The sequence below is a fragment of the Roseburia sp. AF42-8 genome, assembly GCF_003435965.1.
In the GTDB taxonomy this organism is placed as follows: domain Bacteria; phylum Bacillota; class Clostridia; order Lachnospirales; family Lachnospiraceae; genus Roseburia_C; species Roseburia_C amylophila.
Genome location: NZ_QTVB01000021.1, coordinates 30,410 through 44,894 on the forward strand (window position 1 = coordinate 30,410; position 14,485 = coordinate 44,894).

12 protein-coding genes, 1 pseudogene and 1 riboswitch are annotated in these 14,485 nt (G+C 41.7%); of the genes and pseudogenes, 11 read left to right on the forward strand and 2 right to left on the reverse strand.

Translation table 11 applies throughout. The features are described 5' to 3' along the window. Positions 1–8 precede the first annotated feature (8 nt). Positions 9–110, forward strand: a riboswitch (SAM riboswitch). 155 nt (positions 111–265) lie between these two features. From metK to DW059_RS09895, 5 genes are all read left to right on the forward strand, one after another. Continuing rightward, positions 266–1,453 (forward strand): methionine adenosyltransferase, encoded by a 1,188-nt coding sequence (gene metK / locus DW059_RS09875; protein WP_022243616.1) that lies wholly within the window; start codon positions 266–268, stop codon positions 1,451–1,453. 243 nt (positions 1,454–1,696) lie between these two features. Beyond that, entirely contained in the window at positions 1,697–3,184 is a 1,488-nt protein-coding gene (locus DW059_RS09880; protein WP_117698662.1) for a sensor histidine kinase, read from the forward strand. Then, positions 3,177–3,866 (forward strand): response regulator transcription factor, encoded by a 690-nt coding sequence (locus tag DW059_RS09885; protein WP_022243614.1) that lies wholly within the window; start codon positions 3,177–3,179, stop codon positions 3,864–3,866. The genes DW059_RS09880 and DW059_RS09885 overlap by 8 nt, the downstream gene beginning before the upstream one ends. Positions 3,867–3,875: 9 nt before the next feature. After that, entirely contained in the window at positions 3,876–4,649 is a 774-nt protein-coding gene (locus tag DW059_RS09890) for an RluA family pseudouridine synthase (protein ID WP_117698663.1), read from the forward strand. A gap of 18 nt (positions 4,650–4,667) precedes the next feature. After that, a complete protein-coding gene (locus DW059_RS09895) occupies positions 4,668–5,744 on the forward strand; it encodes an AI-2E family transporter (RefSeq protein WP_117698664.1) in 1,077 nt (358 codons plus the stop codon). 98 nt (positions 5,745–5,842) lie between these two features. Here the strand turns inward: DW059_RS09895 and DW059_RS09900 are convergent, their stop codons facing one another. Together DW059_RS09900 and DW059_RS09905 are read right to left on the reverse strand one after the other, a co-directional pair. Beyond that, positions 5,843–7,183 (reverse strand): butyryl-CoA:acetate CoA-transferase, encoded by a 1,341-nt coding sequence (locus DW059_RS09900; RefSeq protein WP_117698665.1) that lies wholly within the window; start codon positions 7,181–7,183, stop codon positions 5,843–5,845. A gap of 77 nt (positions 7,184–7,260) precedes the next feature. After that, entirely contained in the window at positions 7,261–8,289 is a 1,029-nt protein-coding gene (locus DW059_RS09905; protein ID WP_117698666.1) for a glycosyltransferase family 2 protein, read from the reverse strand. A 163-nt stretch (positions 8,290–8,452) separates the two neighbouring features. Here DW059_RS09905 and DW059_RS09910 point away from each other — a divergent pair, with 163 nt between their 5' ends. The 6 genes and pseudogenes from DW059_RS09910 to DW059_RS09935 form a co-directional block, all read left to right on the forward strand. Further along, positions 8,453–9,406: a DMT family transporter gene (locus tag DW059_RS09910; protein WP_117698667.1), complete on the forward strand. Its 954-nt coding sequence runs from the start codon at positions 8,453–8,455 to the stop codon at positions 9,404–9,406. A gap of 1 nt (position 9,407) precedes the next feature. Continuing rightward, positions 9,408–10,606, forward strand: a pseudogene (locus tag DW059_RS09915) (class I SAM-dependent rRNA methyltransferase). Between the two features lie 135 nt (positions 10,607–10,741). Continuing rightward, a complete protein-coding gene (locus DW059_RS09920) occupies positions 10,742–12,034 on the forward strand; it encodes an ATP-binding protein (protein WP_117698668.1) in 1,293 nt (430 codons plus the stop codon). A gap of 67 nt (positions 12,035–12,101) precedes the next feature. Then, the gene (locus tag DW059_RS09925) at positions 12,102–12,389 is read left to right on the forward strand and encodes a zinc ribbon domain-containing protein (RefSeq protein WP_256385513.1); all 288 of its coding nucleotides are present in this window, start codon (positions 12,102–12,104) and stop codon (positions 12,387–12,389) included. Between the two features lie 231 nt (positions 12,390–12,620). Then, the gene (gene rlmD / locus DW059_RS09930) at positions 12,621–13,892 is read left to right on the forward strand and encodes a 23S rRNA (uracil(1939)-C(5))-methyltransferase RlmD (RefSeq protein WP_117698669.1); all 1,272 of its coding nucleotides are present in this window, start codon (positions 12,621–12,623) and stop codon (positions 13,890–13,892) included. 119 nt (positions 13,893–14,011) lie between these two features. Continuing rightward, positions 14,012–14,485: hypothetical protein (locus DW059_RS09935; protein WP_147326040.1), on the forward strand; the 474-nt coding region annotated here is incomplete at its 3' end.

A 14,485-nucleotide genomic window follows, 5' to 3' on the forward strand; every position in this document is an offset into this window, starting at 1 on the left:
TGTAATTTCTCTTATTCAGAGTGATGGAGATACATAGGATCAATGAAGTCACGGCAACCCCACAGCATAAGGAAGGTGCCAACCTGAGCGAGCAAGTCGAACAATAAGAGGATTTGATTATCTTTACCGTTATCGGGTCCGCTTATGATGTAAGCGGTTTTTTTTTATTTTATGTGAGCAGCGAAAAAAGGTCTGGAAGAAAGAGGAGCCAAGCGCACCCACCAGATACTTAATAAGGGAATCAACAAAACGAGAGGAGAAAACGATGGAAAAAAGATTATTCACATCAGAGTCCGTAACAGAAGGACATCCAGACAAAATGTGTGATGCGATTTCAGATGCAATTCTTGACGCATGTATGGCAGAGGATCCAATGAGCCGTGTTGCCTGTGAGACAGCAAGCTGTACCGGATTTGTACTTGTAACAGGAGAGATTACTACAAAGGCAAAATTAGACATTCCTGCAATTGTAAGAAATACTGTAAATGAAATCGGTTATGACCATGCAGAAACCGGATTTGACGGACATACCTGTGCTGTTATGGTAGCATTAGACCAGCAGTCACCGGATATTGCAATGGGTGTTGACAAGGCTTTGGAAGCAAAAGAAAATAAAATGACTGATGAGGAGATTGAAGCAATCGGTGCCGGAGATCAGGGTATGATGTTTGGTTATGCAACTAACGAGACACCGGAATATATGCCATATCCGATTTCTTTAGCCCACAAACTGGCATTACAGTTAACCAAAGTTCGTAAAGATGGTACTTTAAAATACTTAAGACCAGACGGAAAATCACAGGTTTCTGTAGAGTATGATGAGGCTGGAAAACCAAAGAGATTAGAGGCAGTTGTACTTTCTACACAGCATGACGAGGATGTAACCCAGGAACAGATTCATGAGGATATTAAGAAATATGTTTTTGACCCAGTCCTTCCAAAGGAATTAGTTGATGAGAATACTAAATTTTTCATCAACCCAACCGGACGTTTCGTAATCGGTGGACCACACGGTGATGCAGGTCTTACCGGACGTAAAATTATCGTAGATACATACGGTGGATACGCCCGTCACGGCGGCGGAGCATTCTCCGGTAAGGATTGCACCAAGGTTGATCGTTCAGCAGCATATGCAGCACGTTACGTTGCTAAGAACTTAGTAGCAGCAGGTCTTGCAGAGCGTTGTGAGATTCAGTTATCTTATGCAATCGGTGTAGCACAGCCTACTTCTGTTATGGTTGATACTTTTGGTACCGGAAAAGTTTCTGATGAGAAATTAGTAGAAATTATCCGTGAGAACTTTGACCTTCGTCCGGCAGGAATTATCAAGATGCTTGATTTACGCAGACCGATTTATCGCCCGACAGCAGCATATGGTCACTTTGGAAGAACCGATGTTGCACTTCCATGGGAAGCGTTGGACAAAGTTGATGAATTAAAGAAACACTTATAATATTGGAATAGATTCCAGAATAGTATAAAGAAGAAAGACCTCTTTTCGGAAAAGATTTATTTCTTAAGGGAAATGATTGAAATGCCGGAAAGAGGTCTTTTGGCATTTTAATGAGAAAACCAGCAAAGAGTTTTGGGTGGTTGGAAAATAATTTATAAATTCTTTAGAATAATTCTCAGAATTTTCATGGGAAAAGAGACTGCATGTGGTATACTATGATTATGAAAAACTGGAGGCTTGAGAATGAAACTAAGGACAAAGCTGATTATATCATTTTGTATTATCATATTTGTGCCGGTGACATTGGCCGCGTTGGCAATGTGCGGATTCCGTTATTTTCAGTTAAGAGATATTGCCAACACCTATCAGGTGGAAGATGGAAATATTAGTTATCTGACCAATACGGTGCAGATGTGGAACCGGGTGACAAAGGACAGTTGTCAGAAGTTACTGGATACAGCGGAAAGCGACCCGGACAAATTCCTGGACATGAAATATTTAATGCAGGTTAATGAGACTCTGCAGGGGAAAAACTCCTACCTGATTGTCATGAGGGATAATGAAGAAGTCTATGTGGGAACGAATGATTTGAATACGGTTCCGGAAAATCTGCCGGATTACATGGATACAAAGACAGGGGGAGAGACCGGCTATTTCATTGACAGTGATAAACAGGAAATGATTAAGCGGATTGACTTTGATTTTTCGGATGGTTCGGAAGGAACGTTGTTTGTAATTACATCTATTAAATCACTCGTGCCGGAAATGAAGGAACTTCTGATAGATATTATTATTTCTGTGTTATTGATACTTTTGTTGACGGCAGGTATGCTTACCATATGGAATTACCGGAGCATCATTACTCCGATTAAGAAGTTAGAGATGGCAACCCAGAATATCAAAGAGGGAAACCTTGATTTTACTTTGGAAATAGACAGCAATGATGAAATTGGCGAGCTGTGCCGGAACTTCGAAGAGATGCGGCAGAGACTGAAAGATTCTGCAGAAGAGAAGCTGGCATCAGAGAAAGAAAACCGTGTTTTAATCAGTAATATTGCCCACGATTTAAAGACCCCGATTACTGCTGTGAAAGGTTATTCGGAAGGTCTGATGGATGGTGTGGCAGATACGCCGGAAAAAAGGGATAAATATATCAAGACCATTTATAATAAAGCCAATGAGATGGATTTACTATTAAATGAGCTGACACTTTATTCAAAGATTGATACTAATCGAATTCCATATAATTTTAGCAAGATAAATGTAATGGAATATTTCGATGACTGCGTAGAAGAAATCGGCCTGGATTTAGAGGCAAAAAATATTGGTTTATCGTATTTTAATTACGCCGGGGATGATGTGCAGATTATTGCAGACCCGGAGCAGTTAAAGCGTGTCATTCATAATATTATTAATAATTCCATCAAATATCTGGATAAGCCGAAGGGCTTTATCAATATTCGTGTAAAGGATGTGGGTGATTTTATCCAGGTAGAGATAGAAGATAATGGAAAAGGAATTGCAAAGAAAGACCTGCCATATATCTTTGACCGGTTCTTCCGGGCAGATACTTCAAGAAATTCTGCAACCGGCGGAAGTGGTATCGGTTTATCCATTGTCCGTAAAATTATTGAAGACCATGGCGGAAAGATATGGGCAACCAGTAAAGAAGAAACAGGTACAATCATGTATTTTGTACTGAGAAAATATCAGGAGGTTCCAAATGAGTAAAGTATTGATTATTGAAGATGAGGTTTCAATTGCAGAACTGGAGAAGGATTATTTAGAGTTAAGCGGTTTCGATGTCGAAATCGAAAGTGATGGAGCAAGGGGCTTAGAGAAAGCACTGGCATCTGATTTTGACATGTATATCTTAGACCTGATGCTTCCGGGCATGGACGGCTTCGAAATCTGCAAACGTATTCGTGAAGTAAAGAATACACCGATTCTTATGGTATCTGCCAAGAAGGACGATATTGACAAGATTCGCGGACTGGGACTAGGTGCAGATGATTATATCACAAAACCATTCTCCCCAAGCGAGCTGGTAGCAAGAGTAAAGGCACACCTTGCCCGTTATGAAAGACTGATTGGCAGCAATGTGCAGGAAAATGATATTATTGAGATTCGTGGAATCAAGATTGATAAGACAGCACGCCGCGTCTGGGTAAATGGCGAGGAAAAAGCATTTACCACAAAGGAATTTGATTTACTGGTATTCTTAGCACAGAATCCGAATCATGTATTTACCAAGGAAGAACTGTTTAAAGAAATCTGGGATATGGAATCCGTTGGTGATATCGCAACCGTAACGGTACATATCAAAAAGATTCGTGAGAAAATTGAAATGGATACCGCAAAGCCTCAGTATATCGAGACAATCTGGGGGGTAGGTTACCGTTTCAAATTATAGGAAAAACATATGTATAAGATTGCAGAACATATTTTATATGAGGATGATAAGCTGCTTGTCTGTGTAAAACCGGCAGGGATTGCAGTGCAGACGAAGCGTATGGGCGAGCAGGATATGGAGAGCCTGCTTCGGAATTATCTTGCTGCAAAAGGAGAGACTCCCTTTATTGGAATCATCCATCGCTTAGACCAGCCGGTGGAAGGCGTAATGGTCTTTGGAAAGACCAAAGAAGCCACAGCAGAGCTGAACCGGCAGATGCAGAAAAACGGTTTTGGAAAATATTATCTGACAGTGGTATATGGAAAAGCAGAACCGAAAGAAGGACAGCTTATTGACTTTCTTAAGAAGGATGGCAGAAGTAATACTTCTTCTGTCGTAAAACAGGGAACCGCAGATGCAAAGCGGGCGGCGTTAACCTATCGGGTGCTGGAATGTAGTACGCTTGATGATAGAGATAGCAGAGATGGAAAAGCTGCTTCAGGAGCGGGTACAGCGGATGGAACATCGGAAAAAACTGAAGCTGCGGAAGAAATCAGTCTTCTTGAAGTAAAATTAGAGACCGGGCGGCATCACCAGATCCGTGTGCAGATGTCGCATCATGGCTGGCCATTGGTGGGAGATAGAAAGTATGGAAGGAAGAATGAAAGTCTGCCGGGAATGAGGCAGATGCCACTGGCACTTTGTTCTTATCGGCTGGAATTTCTGCATCCCACTAGCAAAAAGAAGATGCAGTTTCAGATAACACCGGAAGGTCAGGCATTTCATTTATTTTCAGATTTATAATACATAAAAAAGTCCGGGATGCCACATACTGATGGTATGACTGGAAAAACAAGACAACTTATAAAAAAGATTATATATTTAGCAGGGATTACAGTTGCAGTATATTTGGGAATGCGTTTCGCACTGCCGATTGTAATTCCTTTTTTACTGGCAATCCTTATTGCAAGAACATTATGTAAACCAGTAGCTTTTCTGTCAGAGAAAACAAAGCTTCCCAAAGGAATTGTAAGTACGGCGGCAGTGCTGTTGCTGCTGGCAGTGATTTTTCTGCCGATGGGCTATCTTGTATACAAGGGAATCTGCGAACTTGCATCATTGATAACGAATTATCCGGAATTATTTGGAAAAGCAGATACGCTCTGGTGCAGTTGCTGTGAGCGGGTTGCGGAAATCACCGGCATGAAAGCAGAGACAATGGTGCAGTGGGGAAAAAACTGCGCGGCATATGTCAGCAGTCAGGCAGAAACGAAGCTGATTCCGGCAATGATGAATGGCTCGCTGGCATCTTTGCGGGGACTGGCAGCATTCTTTGGTATCTGCATTGTAACTGTTGTGGCGGCAGTATTGATACTCTGTGATTATGATAATCTGGTGCAGCGTTGGAGAAAAAGCAGCTTTTATTCCTGGGGTGGACGGATATTTCAAAATATGTGTCATGCCGGCGGAACGTATCTTAAAGCACAGTTTACTATTCTGGCACTGATTAGTGGCGTATGTATAGCAGGTCTGTTCCTTACCGGAAATTCTTATGCCATTCTGGTGGGAGTGCTGATTGGAGTAAGTGATGCACTGCCTTTTATTGGCACAGGACTTGTCTTTATTCCATGGCTGATTATCGATTTGTTTCGTGGAAAGTATTTTGCGGCAGTGATATATGGTATACTGTTTATATTGAGTACCTTTATCCGGGAATTTATGGAGCCAAGGCTTATGGGAAGAGGGCTGGGCGTGCATCCGCTGGCGGTTATCATCAGTATTTATGCAGGTCTGAAAATATATGGAACAGCCGGTGTTATTTTAGGTCCACTTTCCGGATTTTTAATCTGGGAAATTTATCGCAGTATCTGTGGAAGAGAGGAAAAAGAGATAACATGAAAATTGTGTGCATTTATGGACAGAATCATAAGGGTTCCACCTATCATATTGCAAAAATCCCATGGGATAATCCCATGGGATTTTTAAAAGTTACGTGGTTATTTGTTGCTTCTTCTCCAGATATGCATTTTCTCTGCATCAGCAATTAATTCATCACGGAAGTCCGGATGTGCGACAGAGATAATTGCTTCACATTTCTGCCAGGTAGAAAGTCCCTTTAAGTTGACTTTACCATATTCTGTTACCAGATAGTGGATGTTGGCACGGGTATCGGTTACGATAGATCCTGGATCTAAGGTAGGAAGGATACGGGATTTTAACTGACCATCCCGGGTTGTAAAGGTAGAAGAACAGCAGATGAAGCTCTTACCACCATTAGAAAGGTACGCACCCAGAACGAAGTCTAACTGTCCGCCGGCACCACTGATGTGTTTGATTCCAGCAGACTCTGCATTTACCTGACCGAAGAGGTCTACATTTACTGCATTGTTAATGGAAATAAAGTTATCCAGTGCGGAAATGGAACGGATATCATTGGTATAGCTTACCGGAGCACTCATAAGTTCCGGGTTTTCATCTAAGTAGTCATACATTTTCTGAGTTCCTGCACCGAAACCATAGGTCTGACGGAAACGGTCGATGTTTTTCTTGGAACCGTTGATTTTTCCTGCTCTTGCAATATCAACGAATGCATCAACGTACATTTCGGTATGTACACCTAAATCTTTCAAATCAGATTCTGCAATCATGGAACCAACAGCATTTGGCATTCCACCGATACCAAGCTGGAGACATGCACCATTTGGAATCTCATCTACGATTAATTTTGCAACTGCCTGATCGATTTCAGTAGCAGCTCCGCCACCACCTAATTCACCGATAGCCGGATTCTCGCCTTCTACGATGAAATCAACATCGGAAATATGGATGCTGTTTTCAAATCCGCCTAAGCAGCGAGGCATATTTTTATTTACTTCAACGATAATTTTCTTGGAAGTCTCGCAAACTGCCATCATATGAGAAGCGTTTGGTCCAAAGTTAAAATATCCATGTTTGTCCATTGGAGCAACCTGGAACATTGCTACATCATCCGGAGTAGCGGAGTCACGATAGTATCTTGGAAGCTCGGAATAACGGATTGGAGCGTAGTAAGAAAAACCGCGGTTGATATATTTACGCTCGATTCCGGACATATGCCAGGAGTTCCAGGTAAAGTGTTCGCCGGCATCTTCACGTTCGAAGACAGCTAACGGTTTTAACAGAATACCACCTCTTAAGTTGACATCCTTTAATTCATCCGTACGTTTTGCAAGGGCTTTATCCAGTGCATCCGGAGTTCCGGTACACCATCCATAATCTACCCAGTCACCGGATTTGATGACTTTGACAGCCTCATCTGCGGAGACTAATTTCTGTTTATATTCCTGTGTGTAATCCATGAAAAACCTCCTGTATATTTTGTTTGTTAAATTATTATCATAGTACACTTCGTACATGATTATTCAAGTCGAAGGGACTAAGAATTATCGTCTGGGAGCTGCCATTGTCTGGCTGCATTTCTATATTCTTCCGCCTGGGCTGCATTTCCGGATTTTTCGTAGCAGTCAGCCAGTCCGTTCAGCGGAATATTTCCACTGGTATGGACATCAAGAATGCTGGCAGTTTCAAAGGCAGCGTTGTAGTACCATACGGCTGCTTCATCATAATCTTCTGCGTCAAAAAAATAATTTCCCAATTCGCAGCAGATTTCTGCACAAGGGGTAGTAATCATATCCTTCAGTGCCAGCTTGAAAAATTCATTGACATTTCCGGTAATCCGGTAGCAGCGGCTTAAGATACAGCCGGCTTCCTTGCGGGCATCCCCAGAAGCGGTTTCATCCTGCAGGGTAGCAAGAAATACTTTTGCGGCGGCAATGAAATCTTCTTTCTCCCCGGTCATGAGGAGCTCTTTGGCATACATCCGCTGCAATTTTTCGGAAAGCCGTCCGTCCCGGTCAAATGCCAGTAAGAAGCCTTTGAAATCACGGCTGCTGTGCAGGGACTGCGGAAGATGCGTAATAGCAATATCACTGTCAAAGACAACCGGGTCTAAGCGAACCGTTTCGTGAATCGGGTCAATCCAGGTAAAGGTACGGAGTCTCCGGTAGAGCTTCGGACGGTATTCTTCTTTAAAGTTAAGCACCGTATTAAATTCATTTTTGGTCACATATTTCATCTGTACAATTTCGACCTCCGGAACCATGGCTTCTTTTAAAAGCCGGAACTGTTCCCGGTTCTCATCATCTAAGACTTCATCTGCATCTGCGGTATAAATGTATTCCATGGAAGCTTTGGAAAAAGCAAAATTTCTGGCATCTGCAAAGTCATCCTTCCAGATATAGTCATAGATTTTATCGGTATAGCGGGCAGCAATTTCCCTGGTGCGGTCGCAAGAGCCGGTATCCACGATAATGATTTCGTCCATCAGACCGGCGAGTGAATCCAGACAGCGGGAGAGAACCTGCTCCTCGTTTTTTACAATCATGCAAAGGCTTATTGTTATCATCAAATGATCTCCTTTCGCAAGCACCTATACAAACATATTTATTATCGCATATTTCAGGGAAAAAGTATATCTGTAGGGACAGAATTTATTTGACAGAGCCGGCACTGGTGTCTATGATGAAATGAGACAAGAATGAGAAGAAAAGCGAAAGCTTGAGAAAAGGATGAAAGCAATGGAAACAAAAGAAAAATTCATGCAGAAAACCATAGTAGTCTGGCTGGGAGCATTGGTGTGCTGCCTGTTGTGGGGCAGTGCATTTCCGTGCATTAAAATTGGCTATCAGATGATGCACATTGCATCGGATGAGGTGGTGTCCCAGATTCTGTATGCTGGCTATCGGTTTACGCTGGCGGGAATTTTAACAATATTATTGGGAAGTATTGGAAACAGACGGTTTCTGCGTCCGACAAAGGGCTCCATTGGAAAAGTTTTTAAATTAAGCAGTCTGCAGACTGTGGGACAGTACCTGCTTTTCTATATCGGACTTGCGCACACCTCCGGGGTAAAAGCATCCATTATTGAAGCATTAAATGTATTCGTGGCAATTCTGGTGGCAAGCCTTTTATTCCATCAGGAAAAATTATCGGCGCGGAAAATAGCAGGCTGTATCATTGGATTTGCAGGCGTGGCACTGGTAAATATGGGAAGCAGCGGATTTGATTTTCATATGAGCGTGACCGGAGAAGGATTTATTTTCCTGTCAACGGTAGCGTATGCATTTTCTTCCGTGTTGTTAAAGCGGTATTCCAAATCTGAAAATCCTGTCATGCTGAGTGGATACCAGTTCCTGGTGGGTGGAATTATTATGGCATTGTGCGGCTTTGCAGCAGGTGGACGGGTGAGCGGATTTACGGCGTCATCCTTTGGACTGCTGTTTTACATGGCATGCATTTCTGCCGTCGCATACACGCTGTGGGGCATTTTATTAAAATACAATCCGATTTCCCGTGTAGCGGTATTTGGATTTATGAACCCGGTGTTTGGTGTGATTCTTTCTGCATGGCTTCTGGGAGAAAAAGAGCAGGCAGCAGGCATCAAAAGTGTGATTGCCCTGATACTGGTATGCATTGGTATATTTGTGGTAAATTATAAGAAAGAGGTTACGAAGGAGGACTAACATGAGTGCAGTTGTAACATTGAAAAAAGGCGAAGGAAGAATGGTAAAATCCGGCGGCATGTGGATTTTCGATAATGAAATAGAAAGTATCATGGGAACATTTGAAAACGGAGATCTGGTGCTGGTACACGATTTGACGGATATCCGATGGGCATTGGATTTATCAACCGCAATTCCAAAATCCGGGTGCGCCTTTTCAGCAGAAAGGAAGATACAGTTATTGATGAAGCATTTTTCCGGACACGATTGCAGCAGGCATGGGAATACCGGAAAAAGACGGTAGACACCTCATCCTGTCGCGTGGTGTTTGGAGAGGCAGATTTCCTGCCGGGACTGGTTATTGATAAGTTTTCGGATGTGCTGGTAGTGCAGTCCTTAGCACTTGGCATCGACCGTTACAAAGAGCTTATTGTAAAGCTTTTAAAGGAAATTTTAGCAGAGGATGGCATTACAATCCGCGGTGTATATGAGCGGAGTGATGCAAAAGTCCGCAAGCAGGAAGGTATGGAGCTTAAGAAGGGGTTTATCGGAGAAGCATTTGATACCAATGTGGAAATCGTAGAAAATGGTGTGCATTATATCGTAGATGTAAAGGATGGTCAGAAAACCGGATTTTTCTTAGATCAGAAATATAACCGTCTTGCCATTCAGAAATTATGTAAGGATGCAAGAGTGTTAGACTGCTTTACCCATACCGGCTCCTTTGCATTGAACGCCGGAATTGCCGGAGCAAAAGAAGTCACCGGAGTGGATGCTTCGGAACTTGCCGTACATCAGGCAGAAGAAAATGCAGCATTGAACGGTCTTTCCGGCACGGTAAAATTCCTGTGCAGGGATGTCTTTGAACTGCTGCCGGAATTAGAGGAAGCAGGCGAAAAATATGATGTGGTAATCTTAGACCCACCGGCATTTACCAAGTCCAGAAATTCTGTTAAAAATGCCATCAAGGGCTATCGCGAGATTAATCTTCGTGCCATGAAGCTTGTGAAAAATGGCGGATTTCTTGCGACCTGCTCCTGCTCCCATTTTATGACGTATGAGTTGTTTACCAAGACAATCGGACAGGCAGCTCACAGCGTCCACAAGCGTCTGCGTCAGGTGGAATTCCGCACCCAGGCACCGGATCATCCGATTCTCTGGGCGGCGGACGAATCCTATTATCTGAAGTTCTATGTGTTCCAGGTTGTTGATGAGATGTAAAAATTTTTGAAAGTGGCAGGTCCTAAGTGGATTGCCACTTTTTTGTGTGTAAAAACACGTTGATTCGTACGGAAAAATGTAATATAATACATTAAAAGATGCGATGATATTTTAAAGAAGGGAGAGAGCACACACATGAAGCGTAAAATAACTGCTAAATTATATGAATGGAAAAATATGAAAAAAGGCAGAATGCCGTTACTTATTTATGGTGCAAGACAAGTTGGAAAAACGTTTGAAATGCGTGAATTTGGAGCATTATATTATAAAAATACAGTCTATGTAAATTTTGAAACGGACGAAAGAATTGGGAAGTATTTTGATACAGATATTCATGCAGATTATATCATCGCCATATTAGAAAAATATTATCAGGTAAAGATTGTACCGGAAAATACGCTCATTATTTTTGACGAGATACAGATGTGTGAAAGAGCATTAACTTCTTTAAAATATTTTTCAGAAGAGACACCGGAATACCATGTAATAGCTGCCGGAAGTTTGCTGGGTGTAGCAGTCAACCGTGAAAAATATTCATTTCCGGTAGGAAAAGTTCAGATGGTTACCATGTACCCGATGGATTTGGAAGAGGTATTGTGGGCTAAGGGAAAGCAGATGCTTTCAGATACCATACGGGAACATTATGAAAATAATCAGCCGTTAGATGAGATATTGCACGAGGAAGCTTTGCAGGAATTTTATCATTATTGCGTCGTGGGAGGAATGCCGGCAGCAGTAAAGGCAGACCTTGCAAAAGACAGTCCATTGGAGCAGACGGAAATTCGTCAGATGCTGTTAAATTCTTATATTGCAGACATGACAAAATATGCAAATCAGACGGACACCGTGCGTATTTTTGAAGCGTATGATTCCCTGCCGGCACAGTTGGCAAAAGATGCAAAAAAATTTCAATACAAGCTGATAAAATCAGGAGCACGGGCATCTCAATATGGAGATGCAATTGATTGGCTGATTCGGGCTGGAATTGTGAATAAATGCATGAAGTGCAGTCAGGGATTTTATCCGGTTGCGGCATATCAGGATGTAAGTGCATTCAAATTATATTACAGTGATATGGGTATTATGTCTGCAAGAATAGGAATGACGTTGGAAGCATTACAAAGCATGGAAACAGAGCATTTTCGTGGCATACTGACAGAAAACTATGTTGCAATTGCTTTGAAAACAAATGGTTATGATCTTCATTATTGGGAGTCTGATAATACGGCGGAAGTGGATTTCCTGATACAAAAAGAAAGTCACGTTATTCCGGTAGAGTGTAAGGCTGGTAACCATGTAAAAGCCAAAAGCATGATGGTTTATATGGAAAAATATAATCCTTCGTATGCAATCCGGATTTCAACAAGAAATTTTGGGATGGCAAAAGGAATAAAATCAGTTCCGCTATATAGTGTATTTTGCATCTAAAGTTTTAGTTGCCTTATCGTACAGCAACAGTAAGTTGCTTTTCTGAAACTGAATTTACCGGTATGATATGGATGAATTAATCGACATATGCGTTAAAAACATGGTAAGCGATGATTTTACAGAGGAGCAGGCGCGCGCATATATGAAAGAAATGCTCCCAAAGTTAGATTATTGGAAAAGATATGATGAGCTTAGCGACTATGGAGAGTTTGAGGAGTTTAAGAAACAGCTAATAAAGGAAATAAATGAACTTCACATAGACGGGCTTCCTAAGGTTGAAAAATTAAATGCACTGGTAGGAAAATGGCGAAAATCCGGAATTACTTCTTTACAAAAAGAGATGATTGCAGTTTGATTGCAAAAATTAAATAGTGTGAAGTGTTGAAGGAACGTCGGTACAGCCTGTATCGGCGTTTTTGTGTATTTGTAAGAAGCTGCAAGTAGCAGGCTCGGCAGGTGCCATTATTTCGCATTTTATTTTAATTCATTTATGAAAATATTTCTGCAATAACCATAGAAAAAGGCTGCTAAATGCGTTAAACTAAAAAATAGTATAGTATTTGAAAAATAAGGAACGGTACAGAAAATGAGAAAGCCAGGAGAGAACAATAAATTTAGAAAAAAGGAAAATGCAAAAAAGCAGCATGGTTCGAAATCGGAACGTCCGGAAAAACACATCTGCCCACCGGGAGAATGTGACCTTGCAAAAAAATGTGGCGGCTGCCAGTATCAGGGAATGGATTATGAAAAGCAGCTCAACAAGAAACATCGGGAAGTAAAAGAGCTTTTAGGCAGCTTTGGAAAAGTGGAGCCGGTTATCGGAATGCAGGAGCCATTTCATTATCGGAACAAGGTCAATGCTACATTTCAGCGGCTCAAAAACGGAACAGTGATTTCAGGGGCATATCAGCAGGGAACACATTCAGTGGTAAAGATTGATGAATGTCAGATTGAGGATAAGATTGCAGACAGCATCATTTATGATATTCGTGGAATGCTTCGCTCTTTTAAAATAAAAGTATATGACGAGGACAGCGGGTATGGATTACTGCGCCATGTTCTGGTAAGAAGAGGTTTCCGTACCGGCGAAGTTATGGTTGTTCTGGTGCTGGCATCCCCAATTCTGCCGTCAAAAAACAATTTTGTAAAAGCACTTCGTGAAAAGCATCCGGAAGTTACAACGGTGGTGGTAAATGTGAATGACCGGCGCACCAGCGTTGTCTTAGGGGAGCGGAATATTACTATTTATGGAAAAGGATTTATCGAGGACGAGCTGTGCGGACTTCGTTTCCGCATTTCTCCATCCTCATTCTACCAGATAAATCCGGTGCAGACAGAAATCCTTTATGGCAAAGCCATTGAGTTTGCCGGACTGACCGGAAAAGAAAAGGTAATTGATGCGTATTGCGGCATTGGTACCATTGGCATGGCAGCAGCAGGCAAAGCCGGCTCTGTCATTGGCGTGGAAGTGAACCGGGATGCGGTGCGTGATGCTATCACCAACGCAAAGCGCAATAACATGAAAAATATCACATTTTACAATGAGGATGCCGGAGAATTCATGGTCAAGATGGCAACGCAGGGCGAGACTGCAGATGTGGTATTCATGGATCCACCTCGTGCCGGAAGTGATGAGGCATTCTTATCCTCACTGCTGCAGCTTTCCCCAAAGCGTGTGGTCTATATTTCCTGCAATCCAGTCACCCAGGCACGGGATTTGAAGTATCTTACAAGCCATGGCTACCGGGTGGAGCGGTGCCAGCCGGTGGATATGTTCCCGTGGACGTATCATATAGAAGTTGTGTGTGTGCTTTCAAAACTTAAATCAGGACATCATATATCGACAGAAGTTAACTAGATGATATGAACATGATTTGTGCAGAGAAAAAAGCAATATATGAAGAGCAGATTTAACGTAATTATTAAAATAAATTTTAGTGAGAGGAAACTTTAAAATTTTGTGGGAGGGATGGAATTATGCCATTTGAAAAAGGTGGAAGAGCAGACAAACAAGGGAATAGATATGAGATAAACTGTATAATTTATGAACTTCTCAAAATTTTGAATGAAACAAATTATAGTGTTATTGTTGAAGCACTTGGTATAGATGAAGTTGGTACTGATATATTAGTAACGACTTTTGATGGAAAGAAAGAGCATCAACAATGTAAAGCACGGAATGCAAGTAAAGAGTATTGGGATATTTCGGATTTAAAAGGGAAAGGTATATTTTTTTCGTGGAAGACTCAGTTAAATAGGGATAACAATAGAAGAGTGTCATTAGTTAGTCCTATGACGTGTTCCTTTTTGTTTGATTTACATAATCGAGCATGCAATACTAGTGGTAATGCAGAAGATTTTTATGATATAACAAATCATGAAAGTAGTAAAGAATTTCGAAAATTCTACAAAAGTAGTAAAGAATTTCGAAAATTCTACAAAAGTTTTTGC

Bases quoted from the DNA above. Each gene is read 5' to 3' on its own strand.
- DW059_RS09885 (WP_022243614.1), top strand. From the start codon at position 3,177: ATGAGTAAAGTATTGATTATTGAAGATGAGGTTTCAATTGCAGAACTG.
- DW059_RS09890 (WP_117698663.1), top strand. From the start codon at position 3,876: ATGTATAAGATTGCAGAACATATTTTATATGAGGATGATAAGCTGCTT.
- metK (WP_022243616.1), top strand. From the start codon at position 266: ATGGAAAAAAGATTATTCACATCAGAGTCCGTAACAGAAGGACATCCA.
- DW059_RS09920 (WP_117698668.1), top strand. From the start codon at position 10,742: ATGAAGCGTAAAATAACTGCTAAATTATATGAATGGAAAAATATGAAA.
- rlmD (WP_117698669.1), top strand. From the start codon at position 12,621: ATGAGAAAGCCAGGAGAGAACAATAAATTTAGAAAAAAGGAAAATGCA.
- DW059_RS09905 (WP_117698666.1), bottom strand. From the start codon at position 8,289: ATGATAACAATAAGCCTTTGCATGATTGTAAAAAACGAGGAGCAGGTT.
- DW059_RS09925 (WP_256385513.1), top strand. From the start codon at position 12,102: ATGGATGAATTAATCGACATATGCGTTAAAAACATGGTAAGCGATGAT.
- DW059_RS09895 (WP_117698664.1), top strand. From the start codon at position 4,668: ATGCCACATACTGATGGTATGACTGGAAAAACAAGACAACTTATAAAA.
- DW059_RS09900 (WP_117698665.1), bottom strand. From the start codon at position 7,183: ATGGATTACACACAGGAATATAAACAGAAATTAGTCTCCGCAGATGAG.
- DW059_RS09880 (WP_117698662.1), top strand. From the start codon at position 1,697: ATGAAACTAAGGACAAAGCTGATTATATCATTTTGTATTATCATATTT.
- DW059_RS09910 (WP_117698667.1), top strand. From the start codon at position 8,453: ATGAAAGCAATGGAAACAAAAGAAAAATTCATGCAGAAAACCATAGTA.